The organism is Micromonospora orduensis, assembly GCF_006228125.1.
Taxonomy (GTDB): Bacteria; Actinomycetota; Actinomycetes; order Mycobacteriales; family Micromonosporaceae; genus Micromonospora; species Micromonospora orduensis.
In genome coordinates this window covers 26102-48428 of sequence record NZ_VDFY01000068.1, presented here as the reverse complement: position 1 = coordinate 48428, position 22327 = coordinate 26102, and the positions used below count along the sequence as shown (strand labels likewise).

The following is a 22327-nucleotide window of genomic DNA, read 5'->3' as shown; positions in this document are numbered from 1 at the left end:
AAACACCAGCCGGAGGAGACCACCTGGCGAGGATAGAGGTTGCCGGGGGTCAGCGCTCGGCTGGTCGATCCAGCCGGGCGAGGATGTCGGCGTGCAGCGCACCGTTGGTGGCCACCACGCTGCTCTCGGTGCCCGGTTCGCCGGTCGGCGACGGTCGACCGTGCAGATCCGTGACCGTGCCACCCGCCTCCGTGACGATCGGCACCAGCGCCGCCACGTCCCACAGCGACAGTTCCGGCTCGACCATCACGTCCAGTGCACCCTCGGCCAGCAGCATGTAGCCGTAGAAGTCCCCGTACGCGCGGCTGCGCCAACTGGCCCGCATCAGATCGAGCATCGCGTCGAGCCGCCCGGCGCTCTCCCACCCGGTCAGCGACGAGTAGCAGACGCTGGCGTCCTCGATCCGGCGTACCGCCGAGACACCGATCCGCGTGCCGGCGGCAGGCCCCGGACCGGCGTACGCGCCCCCGCCCGCGCTGGCCCACCAGCGTCGGCCCAGCGCCGGCGCGGACACCACACCGACCGCCGGGCGCTCGCCGTCGTACAACGCGATGAGGGTGGCCCAGACCGGCACACCCCGGACGAAGTTCTTGGTCCCGTCGATCGGGTCGACGATCCACCGGCGGTCGTCGGGGCCGCTCGCCGGCTGTGCGCCGTACTCCTCGCCGAGCAGCCCGTCGGCCGGCCGGTGCTCGGCCAGCAGGGCGCGGATCTCCCGCTCCACGGCGGTGTCCGCGTCGGAGACCGGAGTCAGGTCGGGCTTCGCCTCCACCCGCAGGTCGAGCGCCCGGAACCGGGCCGTGGCGATGGCGTCCGCCCGGTCGGCGAGCAGGTGGGCGAGGGCGAGGTCGTCGGCGTACCCGGTCATGCCGGCAACCTAGCCGACGCCGGGCGGGTCACTCGTCGGGCCCGCGCCGGTCACCCTCGCCGGGCCCGCGCTGGTTGCTCTCGCCGCGCGCGTCACCGTCGCCGGCCCGGGAGGCGAGCAACCGGCGGTACGACGCCAGCCGGCGCGGGTCGGCCTTGCCGGCGGCCACCCAGGCGTCCAGTGCGCAGTCGGCCTCGTCGGCGGTGTGCGGACAGTTCGGCGGGCAGTCGACGGTGCCCTCGACCAGGTCGGGGAAGCCGTGCAGCAGGCTGTCCGCCGAGACGTGCGCCAGCCCGAAGCTGCGGATCCCCGGCGTGTCGATGATCCAGCCCGGGTCGGTGTCGACCCCGGGCACCGGTGGCAGCCGCAGCGCCACGGCGCTGGTGGACGTGTGCCGGCCCCGGCCGATCGCGCTCACCACACCGACCGCCCGGGCGGCGTCCGGGACGAGACGGTTGACAAGCGTCGACTTGCCCACCCCGGAGTGCCCCACCAGCACCGACACCTTGCCGCTCAGCAGCGCACGGAGCGCGTCCAGGTCGGAGTCGGGGCGGTTGAGCACGTACGGCAGCTCCAGCTCGGTGTAGTAGCCCAGCACCTCCTCCGGCCCGGCCAGGTCGGCCTTGGTGAGGCAGAGCAGCGGCTCGACGTCCGCGTCGTACGCGGCCACCAGGCAACGGTCGATGAACCCGGTACGCGGCGGCGGGTCGGCCAACGCGCTCACGATCACCAACTGGTCGGCGTTCGCCACGACCACCCGTTCCAGCCGGCCCTCGGCTGTGGTCTCGTCGTCGTCGGCGGTGCGGCGCAGCACCGAGCGCCGCTCGGCGATCCGGACGATGCGGGCGAGAGCGCCCTCGGCGCCGGACGTGTCCCCGACCAGGCTGACCCGGTCACCCACCACCACCGACTTGCGGCCCAACTCGCGGGCCCGCATCGCGGTGACGGTGGGCAGGTCGGCGCCGACCACACCGCGCTCGGCCCCGGACAGCACGCACGTGTAACGCCCCCGGTCGACGGCGATGACGAACCCGTCCACGGCGTCGGCGTGCTGCGGGCGGGTGCGCGTACGCGGGCGCGACGACTTCCCGGGCCGGACCCGTACGTCGTCCTCGTCGTACTCCCGCCGTCTCGTCGCCAGGGCCTGTCCTCTTCTCGCGTCAGCTCTTGCCGGTCACCATCGCTGACCATAGTGCCGGGAACTCGGGCATCGTCTTGGAGGTACACCCCACGTCGTCCACCTCGATGCCGGGCACGGCGAGCCCGGCCACCGCGGCGGCGTGCGCCATCCGGTGGTCGTGGTAGGTGTGGAACACGCCGCCGCGCAGCGGGCGGGGCCGGATCTCCAACCCGTCGGGTGTCTCGGTGATGTCCGCCCCGAGCCCGCCGAACTCCCGCGCGAGCGCGGCGAGCCGGTCGGTCTCGTGGCCCCGGATGTGCCCGACGCCGGTGAAGACCGACGGCGAGTCGGCCAGCATGGCCAGCGCGGTCAGCACGAGGGTCAACTCGCCGACGTCGGACAGGTCGGCGGTCAGGCCGTGCACCACGCCGGTGCCCCGCACGGTCAGCCCGTCGGTGGAGAGGGTGACCTCGCCGCCCATCCGTTGCAGCAGCGAGCGGAGCTGCTCGACCGGCTGCGCGCTGCTGTGCGGCCAGCCCTGGAGAGTCACCTCACCGCCGGTGACCAGGGCGGCGGCGAAGAACGGCACCGCGCCCGAAAGGTCCGGTTCGATCTCCCAGCCCCGCCCGGTGAGCGGGCCCGGCTCGACGGTCCACACGTCGGGGGTGGTGTCGTCGACCGCCGCGCCGGCGGCCCGCAGCATCTGCGCGGTCATCCGCAGGTGCGGCGCGGACGGCACCGGCGGCCCGACGTGACGCACCACGACACCCCGGTCGAAGCGCGGGGCGGCCAGCAGCAACCCGGAGACCAGCTGACTGGAGGCGGACGCGTCGATCACCACCTCGCCGCCGGTGATCCGGCCGGTGCCGAGCACGGTCAGCGGCAGGCTGCCGGAGCCGGTGACGTCGATCCGGACGCCCAGCGAGCGCAGCGCGTCGACAAGCGGACCGAGGGGCCGGGTGCGGACGTACGGGTCGCCGTCGAAGGTGACCTGCCCGTCGGCCAGGCCCGCCACGGGCGGCACGAACCGCATCACCGTGCCCGCCAGGCCCACGTCGACGTGGGCGGGGCCGACCAGCGGGTGCGGTCGGACCAGCCAGCGCTCGTCGTCGCTGATCGAGACGTGCGCGCCCATCGCCCGCAGGCCGGCCGCCATCAACTCGGTGTCGCGGGCGCGCAGTGGCCGGGCCAGCGTCGACGGGCCGGCGGCCAGGGCGCTGAGCACCAGGGCGCGCGCGGTCATCGACTTGGAACCGGGCAGGCGCAGCGTCGCCGCCACCGGGTCGGACGCGGTCGGTGCGGTCCACGGCTGCGGCGGCCGGGTCGCGGTCAGATTCCCCACGGTTACATTCTGCCGTGTCGGCAGGTCGGCGGCGGAGACCGGCGGTCGTACTCCCGGTTGGCGGGACAGCCGACCGGGCATCCGACGCATTAGCGTGTGTGCCATGTGTGGCAGGTACGCGACGACCCGGAGTTCCGGCGAGCTGAGCGCGCTGTTCGAGTCGTCCGACGACACCGACGGCGGGATCAGGCCGGATCACAACGTCGCGCCCACCGACCGGGTGCCGCTGGTCCGGGTGACCCCGGAGGGGCACCGCAGCCTGTGCGTGGGCCGCTGGGGCTTCCTGCCGCACTGGTCCCGGTCGGCGGCCGGGGCGGCCCGCATGATCAACGCGCGGGCGGAGACGGTGACCACCAGCCGGGCGTACGCCCGGGCGTTCGCCCGTCGACGCTGCCTGGTTCCGGCCGACGGCTGGTACGAGTGGGTCCGGCTTCCCGAAGGCGGCCGGCAGGCGTACTACATGACCCCCGCCGACGGATCGGTGCTCGCGCTGGCCGGCATCTGGTCGGTCTGGGAGTCCGGCACGGCCAGCCGGCTGACCTTCAGCGTGCTGACGACGGCGGCGCTCGGCGAGCTGGCCGAGGTGCACGACCGGATGCCGGTGCTGCTGCCTTCGGACCGGTGGTCGTCGTGGCTGGCGCCGACGGACGAGCCGGACCGGCTGCTCGCCCCGCCGGCGTCGGACTGGCTGGCCGGTCTGGAGATCCGTCCGGTGGGTCCGGCGGTGGGCGACGTCCGCAATGACGGTCCGCAGTTGACCGCGCGGGTGCCGGTGGGTCCGGCGCCGCAGGAGCTGACTCTGTTCTGACATTCACGCATCGTCGAGTGCCGATTTGGCAGGATTGTGTGCGATTCGTCTCCCAGCCGTTCAGTCAGGTTCCCGGCAGCCCCTTGTTTCGGTGTGTACAAGTGCGATAGAACACAGCGCCGGTAGTGGGTGTCGATTCGCACGGGGCGGACGACATCCACCGATCTTGCCGGTCCCACGGGGGAGGTGGGTGGATGACACGGGCACGTATGCCCCGCCCGCATGAGGTGGCTGCGGCGCGGCGAGATCCGAGACTGCTGAGGGCCTTGCGGGAGAGGCGACAGGACGACGCGTGGCGCACCAGAGGCACCTGTCAGAGCGTCGATCCGGAGACGTTCTTTCCAGCGCCGAACGAGCCGGCGGACGCCGCCGTCGCACTGTGCCGTACGTGCGACGTGCAGGGGTCCTGCCTGGCCTGGGCGCTGGAGGTCGGTGACTGCCACGGGGTGTGGGGCGCCACGACGCCCCGCGAACGGCGGGCGATGCTCGTCGCGTGGCGCGGCGAGGTCGAACCGGACCCGGCCGCCGTCGACGACGCCGGCCCACCGGTACGCGACCGGCTACTCACCCTGGTCCCGCTGAGCTGACCATCGGCCCGCTCGCCGCCCGGCCGGCATCCGGGGAGCGCAGAATGGGCCGGTGCCGATCAGCGACCAGATAGACACCCCGCGCGGTCCGGCGCGGATCGACACCGACCTGCCGGTCCGGCCGGCCGCCGCGCTGCTGGTGCTCGGGCACGGTGCGGGCGGCAACGTGGATTCGCCCGACCTGCTCGCGGTACGCGACGCGGCGGTCTCGGCCGGCGTGGCGGTGGTCCGGGTGACCCAGCCCTACCGGGTCGCCGGCCGGCGCGCGCCGGCCCCCGCCGGTCACCTCGACGAGGCCTGGACGGCGGTGCTCGCCGCCGTCCGCGACAGGCACCCGGACATTCCGGCACTGGTGGTCGGTGGTCGCTCCAGCGGCGCGCGGGTGGCCTGCCGGACAGCCCACGCGGTGGGGGCGGCCGGTGTCGTCGCGCTGGCGTTTCCGCTGCACCCGCCCGGTCGTCCGGAACGCTCCCGGGCCGCCGAACTGGACACCGGCCTGCCGACGCTCGTGGTCAACGGCGACCGGGACCCGTTCGGGGTGCCGCAGCCGGGGCCGTCCGCGCACGTGGTGACCCGGCCGGGGGAGACGCACGACCTGCGGCGGGATCCGACCGGCACGGCGGACGTGGTGCGGGACTGGCTGCGCGCCCGTGGCTGGACGGCCGACTGAACCGGCCCGGGCGGTCGGGAGAACCGTGTCCGGTGCCGGGCGCGGGTCGTTGCATCCGATGGTGCCGCCAGACCGATTCGGGCGGGAGGCGCCAACCCTCCCAGGCCCTTCCTGGTCCCAGCGCCGGCCGCCCGTCGGGGCCGGGACCAGGAACGGGGAGAGTCGGACGGAATGCCCCACCCGCCGTCACGCGTTACTACCCCCGGACGACTTTTGCGAGGGGGGTGACCGGTGCCGACCGAGACACGGATCCGGGAACGGGACGAACGGGAGGCCCGGCAGCTCAAGCGGCTGCTGGACGCTCCGGAATGGCCCGCGACGGTGGAACCGGGCGGGGTGGGAGCGGTGAGCACGGGCACACCAGCCGGAAGTGAATCTGTGGTCACGTCCGGGCGCGTATCCTCGGCGAGAAAGCATCCGACGCGAGGGGATGTGCGGTTGACCACCGAGAAGACGGACGAGCGCAGGGCCCGTTTCGAGCGGGACGCGATGCCATTCGTCGATCAGCTCTACGCCGCTGGGCTGCGAATGACACGCAACCCGGCGGATGCCGAGGATCTGGTCCAGGAGACCTACCTGAAGGCGTACGCCGCCTTCCACCAGTTCGAGCAGGGCACCAACCTGAAGGCCTGGCTCTACCGGATCCTGACCAACACCTACATCAACTCCTACCGCAAGCGGCAGCGCCAGCCCATCCAGGCGCCCACCGAGGAGATCACCGACTGGCAGCTCGCCGAGGCCGAGTCGCACACCTCCAGCGGTCTGCGCTCGGCGGAGACCGAGGCGCTCGACCGGCTGCCGGACAGCGACGTCAAGGAGGCCCTCCAGCAGTTGCCGGAGGAGTTCCGCCTGGCCGTCTACCTGACCGACGTCGAGGGCTTCTCGTACAAGGAGGTCGCGGACATCATGGGTACGCCGATCGGCACCGTGATGTCGCGTCTGCACCGGGGCCGTCGTAATCTGCGAAAGCTGCTCGAGCGCTACGCCTCGGAGCGGGGTTTCAGTGCTGCCCGCTCGTCGAAGGGCTCGACCGCTGCCGCTGCCGGCCGGGAGGTGTGACGTGAGCTGTGGGGAGCCGCACGAGACGGACTGCCGCGAGGTGCTCGCGGAGGTCTACCTCTACCTGGATCTGGAGTGCGCCGACGAGCGGCGCACGTTGATCCGGCACCACCTCGACGAGTGCGGGCCGTGCCTGCGCGAGTACGGGCTGGAGCAGGAGGTCCGCGCCCTGGTCGCCCGTTGCTGCGGCAACGAGACCGCGCCGGACGAGCTGCGCGAGCGGTTGCGGGTCAAGCTCACCGAGTTGGTGGTCTTCGAGACCAGTGACTCCCGCGAGCTGGCCGACTGAGCGTCGCGCCATCTGACGGACGAAAACCGGTGGCCCGGGTCGATGTCGACCCGGGCCACCGGTGTACCCGGTGTCCGCCGGGTGCGGGCTGATCGGTGACGGACCGTGCGGCCCGCCGCGCCGACTCAGGAGTTGGGACGCTTGCCGTGGTTCGCGGCGCTCTTCTTACGGGCCTTCTTCTTGCGGGACTTCTTCGCCATGCTGACCTCCTCGTGATGGGTCGGATCCCTCGTGCGCACAACCTCGGCGACCGTGCACCCTCCGGCCGCCCGGCGTCGGGTCCGACCCGCTGATGGTAGTGCGGTCGGCGCGCGCCACCTTCCTCAGGGCGGCCGGGCAACCGGCCGCACCGCTCCCGCACCCGCGTCCCACCGCCGCATGATTGGATACGTCGGCAGGCACATCGCGAAAAGGGAGGGCCTGGACATGGCCGAGGAGATCCGCGCCGAGATGGTGGCGAACGTCTGGAAGGTCGTCGCGTCGACCGGTGACACCGTGTCCGAGGGTGACACCCTGGTGATCCTCGAGTCGATGAAGATGGAGATCCCGGTCATCGCCGAGTCCGACGGGGTCGTCCAGCAGCTCGCCGTCAACGAGGGTGACGTCGTGCAGGACGGTGACCTGATCGCGGTGATCGGTTGACCGGCCTGCTGGTCCGGCGCGCCGAGCCGGTCGACTTCCCGGCGGTGGCGCGGCTGACCGTGGCCGCGTACGAGGCTGACGGTCAGCTCAAGGGCGAGAACGGGTACGGCGTGGTGCTGGCCGACGTGTCGACCCGGGCTGCCAGTGGCGAGGTGCTGGTCGCGGTGGACGAGGTGACCGGCGCGGTGCTGGGCTCGGTCACGTTCGTGCTGCCGGGCACCCCGTTCGCCGAGCTGTCCGGGCCGGGCGAGGCGGAGTTCCGGATGCTCGCGGTGGACCCGGCCGCGCAGGGGCGTGGCGTCGGCGGGGCGCTGGTCCGGGCGTGCGTGGCCCGTGCGACCGAGTTGGGCTGCGCGGCCGTGGTGATCTGTGTCCGGGCCGGGATGGCCGCCTCGGCGCACCGGCTCTACGAGCGGCTCGGCTTCGTCCGGTCGCCGGAGAAGGACTGGTCGCCGCTTGAGGGCGTGGATCTGCTCGGCCTGCGGTTGGCGCTTCCCCGCGGGTGACCGGCCGGGCAGGTCAGCTCCGCGTGTCGCCCGAGCTGGCCGTGGCGGCCTTCTCGTCGGGCTTCCCGCCGATCGCGGCCAGCAGCTCGTCGGCCACCTCCAACGCGAGCCGGCGGCGATCCTCGTCGGTCAGGTTCGGTGCGCGTACGGCGAACCAGCTGGTGTGTACGGCGAACAGTGACAGGGCTGCGCGCAGTTGGGCGGCGGGGGAGTCGTCGCCCCGGCAGAGCGCGTTGGCGAGCTGCATCATCCGGCCGCGCATCTGCTGGCCGGAGGAGAGGCTCTTGAGCACGGTCTGGTTCTGCTCGAAGAAGCGCATCACCGAGGGCATCTCGCCGCCGAACATCGTGTCGGCGTAGCGGGAGATCAGTTCACGTCGGGTGGCCAGGGTGGGTGGCTGCGACTCGCCCCACGCGGTCAGGGCGTCCATCTGCTTCAGTCGGTCCTCGACGAAGCTGGCGACGATGTCGTCCTTGCTCTTGAAGTGGTAGTAGAGGGCGGCCTTGGTGACGTTGAGCCGCTCGGCGATCTCCCGGAGCGAGGTCTTCTCGTACCCCTGCTCGGTGAAGAGCTCGAGCGCGACGGCCTTGATGCGCTCTCGCGTCCCGCCTGTGCTCTCGCTCACGCACGCCCTCCAATTGGCTTGACCCGTTCCTGCTACCCAACTTACCGTGCGGCTAGTAAGGTGACTAGCCGGGCGGCAAGTAAGTATGGCAATCCTCGGGGGGAGCTTACCCATGACTCAGGCAACCCAGGCCGGCGCACGACCCAACGTACGGGTCGTGCTGTTCGGGCTGATGATCGCGATGATGCTCGCGATGCTCGACAACATGATCGTCAGCACCGCGCTGCCGCGGATCGTCGGCGAGTTCGGCGGCCTCGACCACTTCACCTGGGTCGTCACCGCGTACGTCCTGGGCACCACCGTCTCCACCCCGATCTGGGGCAAGCTCGGTGACCTCTACGGCCGCAAGTCGGTCTTCCTGACCTCGGTGGTCATCTTCCTCGTCGGCTCCGCCCTCTGCGGCATGGCCGGCTCGGGCATGTTCGGCGGCCCGCAGGACGGCATGGTGCAGCTCATCGCTTTCCGGGCCGTGCAGGGCCTGGGCGCCGGCGGCCTCATGGTCGGCGTGATGGCGATCATCGGCGACCTGGTCCCGCCCCGCGAGCGTGGGCGCTACCAGGGCATGATCGCCGGCATCATGGCCATCGCCATGGTGGCCGGCCCGCTGGTCGGCGGCTTCATCACCGACCACCTCTCCTGGCGCTGGGCGTTCTACGTGAACCTGCCGCTCGGCGGCGTCGCGCTGCTCGTCCTGATCACCACGATGCACCTGCCGAAGTACCGCACCGAGCACCGGATCGACTGGTTCGGCGCCGGGCTGCTCTCGGTCGGCATCACCGCGATCGTGCTGATCACCACCTGGGGTGGCAGCCAGTACGACTGGTCCTCTCCGCAGATCCTCGGCCTGGCCGTGCTGGCCGTGCTCGCACTTGTGGTGTTCGGCCTGGTCGAGCGCCGGGTCCCGGAGCCGATCCTGCCGCTGGGGCTGTTCGCCAACCGCAACTTCGCGCTGATCTCGGTGATCGGCTTCCTGCTCGGCTTCGCGATGTTCGGCGCGATGAACTTCCTGCCGCTCTACCAGCAGACCGTGCAGGGGGCGTCGGCGACCAACAGCGGCCTGCTGCTCCTGCCGCTGATGTTCGGCATGCTCGTCGTCTCGCTGGTCATCGGGCGGGCGATCACGAAGAACGGTAGGTACCGGGCGTACCCGATCATCGGCGGTGTGGTGATGGCCGCGGGCATGGCGCTGCTGTCGATGCTCGACACCGACACCAGCAAGCTGACGTCCTCGCTCTACATGGTCGTGCTCGGCGTCGGCATGGGCTTCCTCATGCAGACCTCCATGCTGATCGCGCAGAACAGCGTGGAGCAGAAGGACCTCGGCGCGGCCAGCGGCGCGGCGACCTTCTTCCGGTCGATCGGCGGTTCGTTCGGCATCTCGCTGTTCGGCGCGATCTTCGCCAACCGACTGGCCGACTCCGCGGCGGGCGGCGCGCTCGGTGGCAAGTCCGGCGCCGAGATGGACCTGGAGATGCTCAAGGATCTGCCCGCCCAGGCGCGGGAGCTGGTGCTCGGTGGGCTCGCCGACGCCATCTCGCACGTCTTCCTCTGGGCGGTGGTGTTCACCGTCGCGATCCCGGTGCTCGCCTGGTTCATCAAGGAGATCCCGCTGCGCACCGCGAACGAGGCCCCACCGCAGGCCTCCCCGGAGGAGGAGGCCGAGATCGCCCTCGGCAAGGCCCCCGTGGCCTGACCCACCCCACCTCACAAAGCGCCGCGCCGACCTCACGGTCGGCGCGGCGCACCCTTTGTGAGGCGGTGCCAGAGGCGGCGCAACGGGTTGCGGGGGCGGGGCAGGGTCTGGTGGGACCGGCGGTCGGCCAACAGTTCGGTGGCCAGGGCCGCTGTGGTGGCGTCCAGTGCCGGGGCGGCCAGCGCCAGGTGGGCCAGCGAGGCGGCGATCGGGACCGGTCTCGCGCGGGCCACGGCGGCCACGTCGGCCAGCCTCTCGGCCACCACGCGTGCCACGTCCGACCGCACCTGCGGGTCCACCCAGGCGGCGGTGACCAGGGCGAACAGCGCCGCCTCCGTGATCCAGTCCTCCACGCCCCAGACCAGGTCCAGCAGCACCCGGCGTCGCGTCGAGGTGTCCCACGGCTCGTCGGTGCGGTGGTGCAGCAGACCGAGACACGCCCACACCTGCACGCCGCGTACCCAGACCGACGGGTCGTGGGCGGCCAGCAGCCGGCCCACCGCGTTGGCCGGCGCCGCCGGCGGGTGCACCAGCAGGCCGAGCAGATCGGCCACGTCGAGGCCGGCCAGGCCGACCGCCGCGTCGTACGCCGCCGGGGGATGCGGCCACGCCGGGTGGGCGACCTGCCCGATCCGCTCGACCGCCGCCGCCGAGGGCTCCGGCAGCGCGGGCGTCGGGACGCTGTCCGCGTAGTCCCACAACCGCTGGGCGGACGCCCGGCGGGGCTCGCGCGGGTCCGGCTCCGGCGTGCCGGTGATCTCGATCCGTAGCCCGGGCGCCGTCGACGTGACCGTCCGTACGGCGCTTGGCGGCGCGGCCGCCGCCAACCGGACGGCGCTGCCCATGCCGTTGTCGTCGTCGGCCACCGCCCGGCGCATCGCGTCGATGAGCGGGCCACCGGCCGGCGTGAGCTGCCCGAGCCAGGGTCGGCCCCGACAGCACTGGGCCAGGTCGCCGTGCTCGTGGCTGTCGTCGGGGTGGTCCCGGACGAAGTCGGCGAGCGCGACGAGATGGGCCAGGTCACCGTCGCGCAGATGCCGCAGGCGGTGGGCGGTGTGCACCGCGCAGTCGAACGACGGGTCCCGGGCCAGTGCCCGCTCGGTCCACTCCAACGCCTCGTCGAGCCGGCCGGTCTCGGCGAGGGTGCCGGCGATGTCCGCGTAGACGGCCAGGTCGTCGGGGTCCAGCGCGACGGCCCGGTTGAGGGCCGCGAGGGCGTCGCGGGTCCGGCCCGCGCTGCGGTACGCGTACCCGAGCCAGACCTCGCCCATCTTCGACGGTTGCGCGCGTACGCCCCGGGCGGCCCACCGGATCGCCAGCGCGACCTCGCCGAGGCGTCGGGCCAGCGCGGACGCCGCTCCCAGCAGCAGACCGTGTTCGGGGCGGACGGTGACGGCGTTGCGGGCCAGCGTGAGGTACGGCGCCAGGGCCGCCCGACCGATCCGGGGCACCGGGTCGGGCAGCGCGGAGCAGACCTGCATGAGGATCCGGGCGGTGCGCTCCGGATCGAGCCGCTCGGCGAGTTCGGGTGTGGTCACCCAGGGAACGGCGGCCCATTCGGTGCCGGGGGCGTACCCGGTCGCGGCGGCCAGCAGCTCGAGCCCTTCGGCGGGACGGCCGGTGGCGGCCAGTAGGTGGGCCCGGGCGACGACCGCGCCGACGTAGGTGTGGTGGTTGATCGGGAAGAGGTCGAGCCCGCCTCCGCTGGCGGCGGCCAGCCGGGCCAGTGTCTCGTGCACCTCCGGCAGGGTGGGTGCGCGGGCCAGCGCGCCGGCGAGGTGACCGGCGGCGTGGTGCAGGTCGCCCTCGTCCAGCGCCAGCCGGGCAAGGGCCAGCTCCTCCGTCGCGGAGAGCGCGGGGTCGTCCCTTCCCTCGGGCACGGTGTCCTCTCGTCGCAGCTACAGCGGATAGAGCGGGCCAACTGTAGTTGATATTGGGATGATCAGGTGATCAACTGCGCACTACTGCTCGTTCGATTGCTCGGTCGCCTTGAAAGATGCAAGACTGAGCAGCAAACGCGCGGCATTCGCGCAGGAGGGGAGAGTCCGTGACACGTGCAGGGGCCGGGATGGCCGCCGACATCGACGAGCAGCCGGCCGGGTACGAGCGTCTGCTGTCCGCCGCCAACGCCGGGGAGATCGCCCGGGTCGCGGCGGCCGTGGCCGAGCGCCGCCCGCGGCACGTGGTCTTCACCGCCCGCGGCACCTCCGACCACGCCGCCCTCTACGGGGCGTACCTCACCGAGATCCGGCTCGGCCTGCCCGCCGGGCTCGCCTCGCCAAGCGTCGTCACCCTCTACGGCGCCCGCCCCGACCTGTCCGACGCGCTTGTCGTCGGCGTCAGCCAGAGTGGCGGCTCACCCGACCTGGCCGAGGTGCTGCGCGCCGCCCGGGCCTCCGGCGCGCTGACCCTCGCGGTGACCAACGCCTCCGACTCGCCGCTGGCTGAGGTGGCCGAACTGAGCATCGACATCGCCGCCGGGCACGAACGGGCGGTGGCCGCCACCAAGACGTACACCGCCGAACTGCTCGCCCTGCTGATGCTGGTGGAGGGCGTCCGGGCCGGCGACGGCGTACTCCCGGCCGCCGAACGGGAGGCGCTCGCCGCGCTACCCGACCTGGCCGCCCGCACCCTGGCCGACGACACCCCGGCCCGCCTCGCGCCGCGCTACCGCTTCGCCCGGCAACTGGTCACCACCGGCCGGGGGTACGCCTACCCGACCGCCCGGGAGGCGGCGCTGAAGCTGATGGAGACCTCGTACCTGCCGGCGCTCGCCTTCTCCGGCGCCGACCTGCTGCACGGGCCGCTGGCCATGACCGACCCGGAGGTGCCGGTGCTCGCCGTGGTCGGCTCCGGCCCCGGTGGCCGGTCGATGGGGGAGGTGCTGCCCCGCCTCGGCGAACGCCGCGCCGACGTGGTGGTGGTGGGCTCCGCGGACGTTCCGGGCGCCACCCGGCTCGCCGTCCCCGAGGTCGACGAGCGGTACGCCCCGCTGCTGGACATCCTGCCGTTGCAGCGCCTCGCGCTGGCGCTGGCACTCACCCGGGGCGAGGATCCGGATGCGCCGCGCGGCCTGAAGAAGGTCACCGCGACGATGTGAGGCGTGGCGTGGCACCCTGGTCACCGTGTCCACGCTGCGCGACCTCGCCGAGGAGCACACCCATCTCCGTCCGGCCGACATCGACCACCTGCACCGGATCGCCGGCGACTGGCAGCTGCTGTCCGACCTGTCCTTCGCCGACCTGCTGCTCTGGGTGCCGGTCGACGCGGACGGCACGTTCCTCTGCGTCGCCCAGGTCCGCCCGACGACCGCCCCCACCGCGTACCAGGACGACCAGGTGGGGCGGATCGTCGGCGGACCGGAGGTGGCGCACCTGGGGGTGGCGTACTCCCAGGGCCGGATCTGGCGCGAGGGCGACCCGGTCTGGTACGGCGACGTGCCGGCCCGGCACGAGGCGATCCCGGTCCGGCTGCGGACCGCCGAGGGTGAGGCCGGCGAGGTGATCGCCGTGGTGGGGCGGGACACCAATCTCTCCACGGCGCGTACGCCCAGCCAGCTGGAGCTGAACTACCTGACCACTGCCGACGACCTGGCCCAGATGATCGCGGACGGCACCTTCCCGCCGCCCCGGCACCCGGGCGAGACCACCTCCGCGCCCCGGGTCGGTGACGGCCTGGTCCGGCTGGACGCCGGCGGCAAGGTCACCTACGCGAGCCCGAACGCGCAGTCCGCGTACCGCCGGTTGGGCTACGCCTCCCACCTGGTGGGGGAGGACCTGGCCGCGCTGCACCGCAGGCTGGCCGGTGACCCGTTGGACGGCACCGAGGCGGCGAACGGCATCCTGGCTGCTCTGCGCGGAGAGGCGCCGCCCCGGCGGGAGATCGACGCGCGTGGCGCCACGATGCTCACCCGGGCGCTGCCGCTGATGCCCGCCGGGGTGCCGATCGGCGCGCTGGTGCTGGTCCGGGACATCACCGAGGTCCGTCGCCGGGACCGGGCGCTGATCACGAAGGACGCCACCATCCGGGAGATCCACCACCGGGTGAAGAACAACCTCCAGACGGTGGCCGCCCTGCTGCGGTTGCAGGCCCGCCGGGTGTCCATGCCGGAGGCCCGCGTCGCGCTGGAGGAGTCGGTCCGGCGGGTCGCCTCGATCGCCCTGGTGCACGAGACGCTCTCCATGTCCAGCGACGAGGCGGTCGAGTTCGACGGCATCGTCGACCGGGTGGCGAGCGCGGCCACCGAGGTCGCGGCTACCGAGGTGAGCGTCGGCATGCGCCGGCGGGGCAGCTTCGGTGTGCTGCCGGCGGAGATCGCCACCTCGCTGGTGATGGTCCTCAACGAGTTGCTGCTCAACGCCGTCGAGCACGGCTTCCCACCCTCGGACGAGGCGGAGGAGCCCTCCGGGCCCGCGGCGTCGGGCATGGTGCCGGCCATCGTCCCCGAGGTCGACCCGTCGGTGCGGCCGGAGGTGGTGGTCTCGGCGCACCGGTTCCGCAAGATGTTGCACGTCTCGGTAGCCGACAACGGGCGTGGACTGCCACCGGACTTCGACGCCGAGCGCGGCAGCCGACTCGGGCTGCAGATCGTCCGGGCCCTGGTCACCGGGGAGCTGCGCGGCACCATCGAGCTGCGCGCGGGCGCCAACGGTGGCACCGAGGCGGTCCTGGTCGTCCCGCTGGCCCGCAACGCCCACCACGACGGGCGCTCACAGGCCTGACCGCCGCGCCGCCCGCGCCGCCGCGCCGTCGGCGAGGCATCGCGTCTGAGCGGTGCTGTCGTTTCGAGCGATATACCTGTGAATAGCTATGACTCACAGGTATATCGCCTACCGGGGTGACGGCGGTCTGACGGCTGGCGGAAGCCACCGGCCGTAGCTTGCGGCGGTCCGGCCGATCGAGCTGAGGCTCGGTGACGGCAGAGGGCAACGATCACGCGGCGCATCTCCCGGCCGGCGCGGAGACGGTCTGAGCGGCGACGGCCTGAGCAGCGGTGGGCCCGGGGTGGCGACAGGGCCGTGTCAGCGGGTCAGCGGTCGGGGCGGCTGGTCAGCAGGGCGACGGTCAGGCCGGGGCGCGGCCAGACCTGCGCGACGGTGAAGTCCGCGCGCAGCGCGTCTCCCTTGGCGCCGGAGACCGTGGCCAGTGGCTCGGCGTGCCGGCCGGCGACGACCAACCACACCCGGGGCGCGCCGGCCAGGCACTGCGCCGGTCGCGGGCACTCGGCGGCCCACAGGTCGCCCCGGCGGACCTCGTCGTCGGTGACCAGCACGTCCCGTGGCGGGTCGCCGAGGTGGTACTCGATGCCGAGGTCGAGGAAGAGCCAGCTGTGCCGGGGCGAGTAGACCACCGCGTCGCCCGGCCGTTGACCGTCGCCGATGACCCGCGCCGCGCCCGCGTAGTCCACCGGCGCGCTGCGCGGCCACTCGTGGGTCCGCCGCAGCGCGGCCTGGTCGGGCAGACCGAGCAGCCCGGCCAGGACCACCACGACGAGCGCGGCCGGCGTGGCCACCGCGGCCAGCGCGGCGCCCGCCAGCAGGCACGCGAAGGGCACCACGAAGACCAGGTACCGGGGCACCCACAGGGGTACGACCGTGCCGGCCGCGAAGAGCAGCAGCACAGGCAGCAGCACCGCGCTCACCGGCAGCAGGGCGCGTCGCCCGAGCCGGGCCGCGCCCAGCGCGGCGACCCCGACCAGCAGGCCGCCCACCACACTGCTCTGGGCCACGCCCCCGGGCAGCGCCGTGAGGTCGTCCCATCGTGCGAGGCTGACCCAGTTCAACTGCCGGGACTGCTGGGTCCGGGCCTTGAGCAGCAGCGGACCGGCCAGCAGTGCGACCGGAAGCACGCCGACCACCCACCGCCACACCCGCCGGTCCCGCTCGGCGACGGGACGGTCCCGGCTGACGGCGGGACGGTCCCCGTTGGCGGTGGGCTGTTCCGGGCTGGCGACGCCGGCCTCGGCGGGGCCGCGCCACCAGTAGAGCAGGACGACCAGCGCGTGCCCGGCGAGCAGCGTGAGCGCGATCAGGTGGATGAGCCCGAGAGCGGCCACAGCGACCGCGTAGCCGGCCCACTGGGCCCAGCCCGGCCGGCGCAGCGCGATCACCAGCAGCAGGGTGGCGAGCACCGCGAGCATGGTGGCCAGCGCGTACGGGCGGGCCTCCTGGCCGTAGCGGGAGGTGCCGGGGAGCACCGCGAACAGCAGCCCCGCGAAGAGGCCGGCACGCTTGTCGACGAGCCGCGCGCCGAGCACGGCGAGCAACCCGGCGGCCACGGTCATCGCCAGCACGGCCGGCGCGCGCAGGGCGATCGTGGAGTCGCCGAAGACTCTGGTCCAGCAGTGCATCAGCAGGTAGTACGGCCCGGTGGCGGCGTCGATGGTGCCGGCGAGCCGGGCCAGGTCGGCGGGAGACCGGGTGGCCGCGCTCCAGGTCGCCAGCTCGTCGCGCCAGAGCTGGGCGGAGCCCAGCCCGGTCAGGGCCACCGCCAGGGTCAGCAGCGCCGGGGGGAGCCACACCGGCAGGCGGCGCAGGTGCTCCCACGCCGCCCCGGTCGACTCGGACAATCCGCCCACGGTCCGAGCCTGCCACGGCCACGCGGTCCGTGGTGTCAGCCCGCTTCCGTCGAACGCCCGGCCCGTGATGTGGGATCCAGCACGCGGACATTGGCCGGCCCCCATGGGGTGTGGCAGCATGACCACATGACCGCCGCTGTCGTCCGCCGCTTCGTGGCACGTCGCCACGTCGATTACGGCCGCGTGCGCAGCGCGATCTGTCCGGCCTACTGACGACGCCCGACCAATCCGTCTCGGGCGCGCTCCGCGCCGGCTGTCTGAAGACACCGTTGTCCCGCCCGCTTCGCCGGGCCGGCCGCCGCGCCCCGCGTACCCCGAGGCACAGCAGACAACGGAGGACGCCGCGATGGCGGTCAGCAGCATCCCGGCCCGTTCCGAGGACCCGGCGGCCCGTCCGGCCCGGGCGCCGCGCCGGCCACGGGGTGAGGGTCAGTGGGCGCTCGGGCACCGCGAGCCGCTCAACGCCAACGAGCGGATCAAGAAGGACGACGACCCGCTCAACGTCCGGGCGCGGATCGAGACCATCTACGCGCACCGCGGTTTCGCCTCCATCGACCCGCAGGACCTGCGCGGTCGGTTCCGTTGGTGGGGCCTCTACACCCAGCGCAAGGCGGGCATCGACGGCGGGCGCACGGCCGTGCTGGAGCCGCACGAGCTGGAGGACGAGTTCTTCATGCTCCGCGTCCGCATCGACGGCGGGCAGCTCAGCCTGGCCCAGCTGCGGGTGATCGCGGACATCTCCCGGGAGTTCGCCCGGGACACCGCCGACATCACCGATCGGCAGAACATCCAGTACCACTGGATCCGGGTCGAGGACATGCCGGAGATCTGGCGTCGACTGGAATCGGTGGGCCTCCAGACGACCGAGGCGTGTGGCGACTGCCCGCGGATCGTGCTGGGCAGCCCGGTCGCCGGGGTGGCCCGCGACGAGGTGCTCGACCCGACCCCGGCGATCGACGAGATCGTCGCCCGGTACGTCGGCGACAAGCAGTTCTCCAACCTGCCCCGCAAGTTCAAGACGTCGATCTCCTGGCTGGTGGACACCCCGTACGAGTCGAACGACATCGCCCTGCTCGGTGTCGAGCACCCCGAGCACGGCCCCGGCTTCGACGTCTGGGTCGGCGGTGGCCTGTCCACCAACCCGATGCTCGCCCAGCGGCTCGGTGTCTGGGTGCCGCTGGCCGAGGTGCCGGACGTGTGGGCCGGGGTGGTCGGGATCTTCCGTGACTACGGCTACCGCCGGCTGCGCAACCGGGCCCGGTTGAAGTTCCTGGTGGCCGACTGGGGCGTGGAGCGCTTCCGCGAGGTCCTGGAGAAGGAGTACCTGGGCCGGACGTTGCTCGACGGCCCGCCGGCGGAGCTGCCGGCGAAGCCGATCGACCACGTCGGCGTGCACGAGCAGGCCGACGGGCGGTACTACGTGGGCGCCGCGCCGGTGGTCGGGCGGGTCTCCGGCGGGCAGCTCGCCCAGCTGGCCGACGTGGTGGAGGCGCACGGCAGTGACCGGGTACGGCTGACCCCGTACCAGAAGCTGCTGGTGCTCGACGTGCCGTCGGAGCGGACGGAGTCGCTTGTCGACGCGCTGCGTGGGATCGGTCTGGAGGCCCGTCCGTCGGCCTGGCGACGCGGCACCATGGCGTGCACCGGCATCGAGTACTGCAAGCTCGCCATCGTCGAGACGAAGGCCCGCGGCGAGGAGTTGGTGGCCCGGCTGGAGCAGCGGCTGCGTGACTTCGACGTGGACATCTCGATCCACATCAACGGCTGCCCGAACGCCTGCGCGCGCACGCAGGTCGCCGACATCGGGCTCAAGGGCCAGCTGGTGGTCGGCCCGGACGGCCGCCAGGTGGAGGGCTTCCAGGTGCACCTCGGTGGCGGCCTGGGCATGGCGCAGGGGCAGACGGCCGGGTTCGGCCGCAAGCTGCGCGGCCTGAAGACCACAGCCGACGAGCTTCCGGAGTACGTGGAACGACTGGCCCGCCGCTACCTGGCCGGGCGCGGCGAGGGCGAGACGTTCGCCAACTGGGTGATCAGAGTCGACGAGGAGGAACTGCGGTGAGCAGCGAGAACCGAGCGGCACCTCTGTACTGCCCCTACTGCGGCGAGGAGGACCTGCGGCCGCACGAGGCGGGGCACGGCGCCTGGGAGTGCCACGCCTGCGCCAGGGTCTTCTCGGTGAAGTTCACCGGGCTGCTGTCGCGGGCGGTGACCCGATGAGCCTGGTCTCCGCCGCAGGCCTGGGCCTGGTCGGCCCGGGTGGCCCGACGCCTGTCGACCCGTCCCGGCGCGGCCCGGACGAGCTGCGCACGCTCGCCGAGGAGGCCGCCCGGGACCTGGAGGGCGCTCCGGCGCTGGAGATCGCCCGGTGGGCGGCACAGACCTTCGGCGACCGGTTCTGCGTCACCAGCTCGATGGCCGACGCGGTGCTGGCGCACCTGGTGTCCCGGGTGGCCCCGGGGGTCGACGTGGTCTTCCTCGACACCGGCCTGCACTTCCCCGAGACGCTGCGGGTACGCGACGAGGTGGCGCGGACGCTCCCGGTGAACGTCAGGTCGATCCGGCCGCGGCTCACCGTGGGACAGCAGGACGGCCAGTACGGTCCGCGGCTGTTCAACAAGTCGCCTGACGACTGCTGCCAGTTGCGCAAGGTGGAGCCGCTGGAGCGGGCGCTGTCCGGGTACGACGCCTGGGCCGCCGGCCTGCGTCGGGACGAGTCGCCGACCCGCGCCAACACGCCTGTGGTGACCTTCGACGCGCGGCGCGGCAAGGTGAAGGTCAACCCGATCGCGGCGTGGTCGCAGGGGGACGTGGACGCGTACATCGCCCGGTGGAACGTGCCGGTCAACGAGCTGTTCAAGCAGGGGTACGGCTCGATCGGCTGCTGGCCGTGCACCCGGCGGACGAAGGCCGGCGAGGACCCGCGGGCGGGCCGGTGGGCCATGTTCGAGAAGACCGAGTGCGGACTGCACGTCTGACCTCCCCGGTGTCGCCCTCGACCGGCCCCGACGTGGCAGGCGGGGCGGACCCGGTGGTGCTGGTGGCGCACGGCAGCCGTGATCCGCGAGCCGCCGAGGCCACCAGGGCGTTGGCGCGGGCGGTGTCGGCGGCCCGTCCTGGCGTCGACGTGTGGCCGAGTTGGCTGGACCACACCGAGCCGGGGCCGACCGAGGTGCTGCGTGCCCTGGCGGTGGCCGGTCACCGGCGGGCGGTGCTGGTGCCGCTGCTGCTGACCGCCGCGTACCACCGTCGGGTGGACATCCCGGCGGCCGTCGCCGCGGCGACCCGGTCCGGGCCACCGCTGGCGGTACGGGTCACCGACGTGCTCGGCCCGGCGGACGGGTCGGTGGACGCGGCGCTGCTGGCCGGGCTGCGGCGCCGGCTCGGTGAGGTGTGCCCGGGTCGCTTCGACGCGCTGGTGCTGGCGGCCGCGGGCACCCGGGACGCGCGGGCGCGTGGCTCGGTGGGCCGGGTGGCGGACGCGCTCGGCGTCGAGTTCGGGGTGCCCTGCCGCGTGTCGTACGCCTCGGCGGCTCCGCCGGGGGCCGGGGTGGCGGTGTCCCGGTTGCGGGCGGCCGGCGCCCGACGGGTGGCGGTGGCCGGGTATTTCCTGGCGCCGGGCCTGTTCCACGACGCGGTGGCCGAGTCTGCTCGGGCGGCTGGCGCGGTGGCGGTGTCAGCCCCGTTGACCGACGCGCCGGAGGTGGCCGATCTGGTGCTGCGCCGGGTCGACGACCGGTCGGGGCGTGTCGTGGCACCGGCTGGGTGATTCCGGGCCGTCATGGTCGGGCTGAACCCGTTTCCGGACAGCGGAACGCCCCGGCGGGCGGACCCACCGGGGCGTGCAGCTGTGTCGTTGGGAATCAGGCGGAGTGAGCGCGCAGCACCCGGAGGCCGCCGCGCCGCTTGACAGCGCGCCGCTCCTCCTCGCTCATCCCGCCCCAGACGCCGGCGTCCTGACCCGACTCGAGCGCCCACTGCAGGCACTGGTCGGTCACGGAGCAGCGCCTGCAGACGGCCTTGGCCTGCTCGACCTGCAGGAGAGCCGGTCCGGACGTCCCGATTGGGAAGAACAGCTCCGGGTCCTCGTCGCGGCAGACAGCATGGTGACGCCAGTCCATGGCGGCAACACTCCTCATTCTGGATGGGTGGCAATTATTGCTTGTCGTGCTTTTCCTATATGCATCAGCAATGCCGACGGTGACAGTTCGCGTCCGTCCATTCGGCAGTGCGTGAGCAGGCAGTTAGCTCCGGGGACCTGCTGGAACAGCTCAACCTGACGAGCATATCCAGGCAATGTCCCGGTAACTCAAGTTCGCTTGTGAATACTTTCACGAACATTGCCGATGTCAAGGGTGACGCTCGGAAAAACTCCGGGCGGTGAGCAAGCCCACAACCCATTTGTCCGGGTTCCGGTGCGTTCCCGGTTACCCGCCGTGCCACAGCCGAGGATCAATATAGTACAGTCCGCGTGACATTGCTGACATTTCCGGCACCTGCCCCTCGGTGTGGCGGCGTCGGCGCCGATGCGGTGTGGCGCCGCGTCGACCTAGGGCAGTACCCGAGACCTAGCAGATTACTCTCAGTGCGGCGGGAACGGATGTGAATCTGACTTTCTCCCGCTCGCCGAGATAGTCGCCGTCCAGCTGGAACGCCTGCGGACGCGCGGAGAGCAGGGTGAACTCCGCTGTGTCGTGGAGCCGTAACACCTGACGACCCCGGGGGTCGGGGTGCCGGGACAGGAACTGCGTCACTGTCCGTGTTGTGCTAGCCACCCGCAGCTGACGCATCGCCAGCACATCGAGCCCGAGGTCGAACGACGCCTCCGGGTTCGGGTTCACCTCCCGGTCGCCCAGGTAGGTCCACGGCGCCGTGTTCTGGATGATGACGGTGCCCAGCCCGTCCTCCACCGGCTCGCCCGGACGCTCCAGGCTGATTGCCGGATGCCGCCGATCGGAGGCGAGGAAGTACTGATTCATGATCGAGCGGAAGTAGAGCGACGGCGTGGAGACCCGCCCCTTGCGCCGGGCCTGCTCCACCCGGTGGATGACCGCAGCGTCCAGGCCGAACCCGGCGCAGAAGGTGAAGTAGCGGTCGTCCGCCCGGCCCAGCCCGACCGTCCGGTGCCGGCCCAGGCGCAGCCCTTCGAGGATCATGCTGGTCGCCTCCGGCCAGTCCCGGGGCAGGCCCACGGCGCGCGCGAAGACGTTCGTCGAGCCGCCCGGAACGGTAGCCAGCGCGGGGAGGCGATCCGCCATCGTGGCGCCCCCGGCACCGGCCGGCGGCTCGGCCGCCATCAGGCCGTTCACCACCTCGTTCACCGTGCCGTCGCCACCCAGGGTGACAACGAGGTCGACCCCCTCCACGGCGGCCTCCCGGGCCAGCGCCATGGCGTGCCCGCGCCGACGGGTGTAGCGCACGCTCAGATCGACTTCACTGCGCAGCGCCCGGACAAGCACGTCCCGGCTGCGTTCGCTGGTGGTGGTGGCCTTCGGATTGACCACCAGGACGGCCCGCATGGGCGGCACTGTACCTCCCGGTAGC

At 72.7% G+C, this 22327-nt stretch carries 23 protein-coding genes; 14 read left to right on the top strand and 9 right to left on the bottom strand.

Annotated features, from left to right (window positions below; translation table 11 throughout):
- Positions 1-49: 49 nt before the first annotated feature.
- From hisN to aroA, 3 genes are all read right to left on the bottom strand, one after another.
- A complete protein-coding gene (gene hisN, locus FHG89_RS01825) occupies positions 50-868 on the bottom strand; it encodes a histidinol-phosphatase (protein ID WP_139582238.1) in 819 nt (272 codons plus the stop codon).
- A 28-nt stretch (positions 869-896) separates the two neighbouring features.
- Positions 897-1907, bottom strand: coding sequence for a ribosome small subunit-dependent GTPase A (gene rsgA / locus FHG89_RS01820; RefSeq protein WP_139582236.1), 1011 nt, complete (start codon positions 1905-1907; stop codon positions 897-899).
- Between the two features lie 121 nt (positions 1908-2028).
- Positions 2029-3330 (bottom strand): 3-phosphoshikimate 1-carboxyvinyltransferase, encoded by a 1302-nt coding sequence (gene aroA, locus FHG89_RS01815; protein WP_139582235.1) that lies wholly within the window; start codon positions 3328-3330, stop codon positions 2029-2031.
- A gap of 103 nt (positions 3331-3433) precedes the next feature.
- On the opposite strand from aroA, the gene FHG89_RS01810 reads away from it, so the two are divergent.
- The 5 genes from FHG89_RS01810 (at position 3434) to rsrA (ending at position 6743) form a co-directional block, all read left to right on the top strand.
- A complete protein-coding gene (locus tag FHG89_RS01810; RefSeq protein ID WP_139582233.1) occupies positions 3434-4138 on the top strand; it encodes an SOS response-associated peptidase in 705 nt (234 codons plus the stop codon).
- A gap of 194 nt (positions 4139-4332) precedes the next feature.
- Entirely contained in the window at positions 4333-4725 is a 393-nt protein-coding gene (locus tag FHG89_RS01805; RefSeq protein ID WP_139582231.1) for a WhiB family transcriptional regulator, read from the top strand.
- Between the two features lie 52 nt (positions 4726-4777).
- Positions 4778-5395, top strand: coding sequence for an alpha/beta hydrolase family protein (locus tag FHG89_RS01800; RefSeq protein WP_139582229.1), 618 nt, complete (start codon positions 4778-4780; stop codon positions 5393-5395).
- A gap of 231 nt (positions 5396-5626) precedes the next feature.
- Complete coding sequence (locus tag FHG89_RS01795) at positions 5627-6454, top strand: sigma-70 family RNA polymerase sigma factor (protein ID WP_139582227.1); 828 nt, start codon at positions 5627-5629, stop codon at positions 6452-6454.
- 1 nt (position 6455) lies between these two features.
- Positions 6456-6743, top strand: coding sequence for a mycothiol system anti-sigma-R factor (gene rsrA, locus FHG89_RS01790; RefSeq protein ID WP_089019138.1), 288 nt, complete (start codon positions 6456-6458; stop codon positions 6741-6743).
- 125 nt (positions 6744-6868) lie between these two features.
- On the opposite strand, the gene FHG89_RS34375 is transcribed toward rsrA, so the two are convergent.
- Positions 6869-6943, bottom strand: coding sequence for a 50S ribosomal protein bL37 (locus tag FHG89_RS34375; RefSeq protein ID WP_369814844.1), 75 nt, complete (start codon positions 6941-6943; stop codon positions 6869-6871).
- 220 nt (positions 6944-7163) lie between these two features.
- Here FHG89_RS34375 and FHG89_RS01785 point away from each other — a divergent pair, with 220 nt between their 5' ends.
- Positions 7164-7385, top strand: coding sequence for a biotin/lipoyl-binding carrier protein (locus FHG89_RS01785; protein WP_203178709.1), 222 nt, complete (start codon positions 7164-7166; stop codon positions 7383-7385).
- Complete coding sequence (locus FHG89_RS01780; RefSeq protein ID WP_139582224.1) at positions 7382-7891, top strand: GNAT family N-acetyltransferase; 510 nt, start codon at positions 7382-7384, stop codon at positions 7889-7891. Before FHG89_RS01785 ends, FHG89_RS01780 begins: the two co-directional genes overlap by 4 nt.
- Before the next feature lie 13 nt (positions 7892-7904).
- On the opposite strand, the gene FHG89_RS01775 is transcribed toward FHG89_RS01780, so the two are convergent.
- Positions 7905-8516: a TetR/AcrR family transcriptional regulator gene (locus tag FHG89_RS01775; RefSeq protein ID WP_139582223.1), complete on the bottom strand. Its 612-nt coding sequence runs from the start codon at positions 8514-8516 to the stop codon at positions 7905-7907.
- A gap of 112 nt (positions 8517-8628) precedes the next feature.
- Between FHG89_RS01775 and FHG89_RS01770 the strand changes: the two genes are divergently transcribed.
- Positions 8629-10209 (top strand): MDR family MFS transporter, encoded by a 1581-nt coding sequence (locus FHG89_RS01770; protein WP_139582222.1) that lies wholly within the window; start codon positions 8629-8631, stop codon positions 10207-10209.
- Between the two features lie 32 nt (positions 10210-10241).
- Here FHG89_RS01770 and FHG89_RS01765 read toward each other — a convergent pair whose 3' ends face one another.
- The gene (locus FHG89_RS01765; RefSeq protein ID WP_139582220.1) at positions 10242-12089 is read right to left on the bottom strand and encodes a tetratricopeptide repeat protein; all 1848 of its coding nucleotides are present in this window, start codon (positions 12087-12089) and stop codon (positions 10242-10244) included.
- Positions 12090-12277: 188 nt separating this feature from the next.
- On the opposite strand from FHG89_RS01765, the gene FHG89_RS01760 reads away from it, so the two are divergent.
- Together FHG89_RS01760 and FHG89_RS01755 are read left to right on the top strand one after the other, a co-directional pair.
- The gene (locus FHG89_RS01760; RefSeq protein ID WP_139582282.1) at positions 12278-13309 is read left to right on the top strand and encodes an SIS domain-containing protein; all 1032 of its coding nucleotides are present in this window, start codon (positions 12278-12280) and stop codon (positions 13307-13309) included.
- 25 nt (positions 13310-13334) lie between these two features.
- Positions 13335-14930, top strand: coding sequence for a PAS domain-containing sensor histidine kinase (locus FHG89_RS01755; protein WP_139582219.1), 1596 nt, complete (start codon positions 13335-13337; stop codon positions 14928-14930).
- A 308-nt stretch (positions 14931-15238) separates the two neighbouring features.
- Here FHG89_RS01755 and FHG89_RS01750 read toward each other — a convergent pair whose 3' ends face one another.
- Positions 15239-16786: a glycosyltransferase family 39 protein gene (locus tag FHG89_RS01750; protein WP_244295094.1), complete on the bottom strand. Its 1548-nt coding sequence runs from the start codon at positions 16784-16786 to the stop codon at positions 15239-15241.
- A 346-nt stretch (positions 16787-17132) separates the two neighbouring features.
- Here FHG89_RS01750 and FHG89_RS01745 point away from each other — a divergent pair, with 346 nt between their 5' ends.
- The 4 genes from FHG89_RS01745 to FHG89_RS01735 are packed head-to-tail and all read left to right on the top strand — an operon-like array spanning position 17133 to position 20552.
- Positions 17133-18845, top strand: coding sequence for a nitrite/sulfite reductase (locus FHG89_RS01745; RefSeq protein WP_139582215.1), 1713 nt, complete (start codon positions 17133-17135; stop codon positions 18843-18845).
- Positions 18842-19003 (top strand): hypothetical protein, encoded by a 162-nt coding sequence (locus FHG89_RS32735; RefSeq protein ID WP_167517323.1) that lies wholly within the window; start codon positions 18842-18844, stop codon positions 19001-19003. The genes FHG89_RS01745 and FHG89_RS32735 overlap by 4 nt, the downstream gene beginning before the upstream one ends.
- Complete coding sequence (locus tag FHG89_RS01740; protein ID WP_139582214.1) at positions 19000-19761, top strand: phosphoadenylyl-sulfate reductase; 762 nt, start codon at positions 19000-19002, stop codon at positions 19759-19761. The genes FHG89_RS32735 and FHG89_RS01740 overlap by 4 nt, the downstream gene beginning before the upstream one ends.
- The gene (locus FHG89_RS01735) at positions 19743-20552 is read left to right on the top strand and encodes a sirohydrochlorin chelatase (protein ID WP_425280144.1); all 810 of its coding nucleotides are present in this window, start codon (positions 19743-19745) and stop codon (positions 20550-20552) included. The genes FHG89_RS01740 and FHG89_RS01735 overlap by 19 nt, the downstream gene beginning before the upstream one ends.
- A gap of 94 nt (positions 20553-20646) precedes the next feature.
- Here FHG89_RS01735 and FHG89_RS01730 read toward each other — a convergent pair whose 3' ends face one another.
- Both FHG89_RS01730 and FHG89_RS01725 read right to left on the bottom strand, forming a co-directional pair.
- Entirely contained in the window at positions 20647-20904 is a 258-nt protein-coding gene (locus FHG89_RS01730; protein ID WP_007072794.1) for a WhiB family transcriptional regulator, read from the bottom strand.
- A 447-nt stretch (positions 20905-21351) separates the two neighbouring features.
- On the bottom strand, positions 21352-22302 hold the full coding sequence (locus FHG89_RS01725) for a diacylglycerol/lipid kinase family protein (protein ID WP_139582212.1): 951 nt from the start codon (positions 22300-22302) through the stop codon (positions 21352-21354).
- Between the last annotated feature and the right edge of the window lie 25 nt (positions 22303-22327).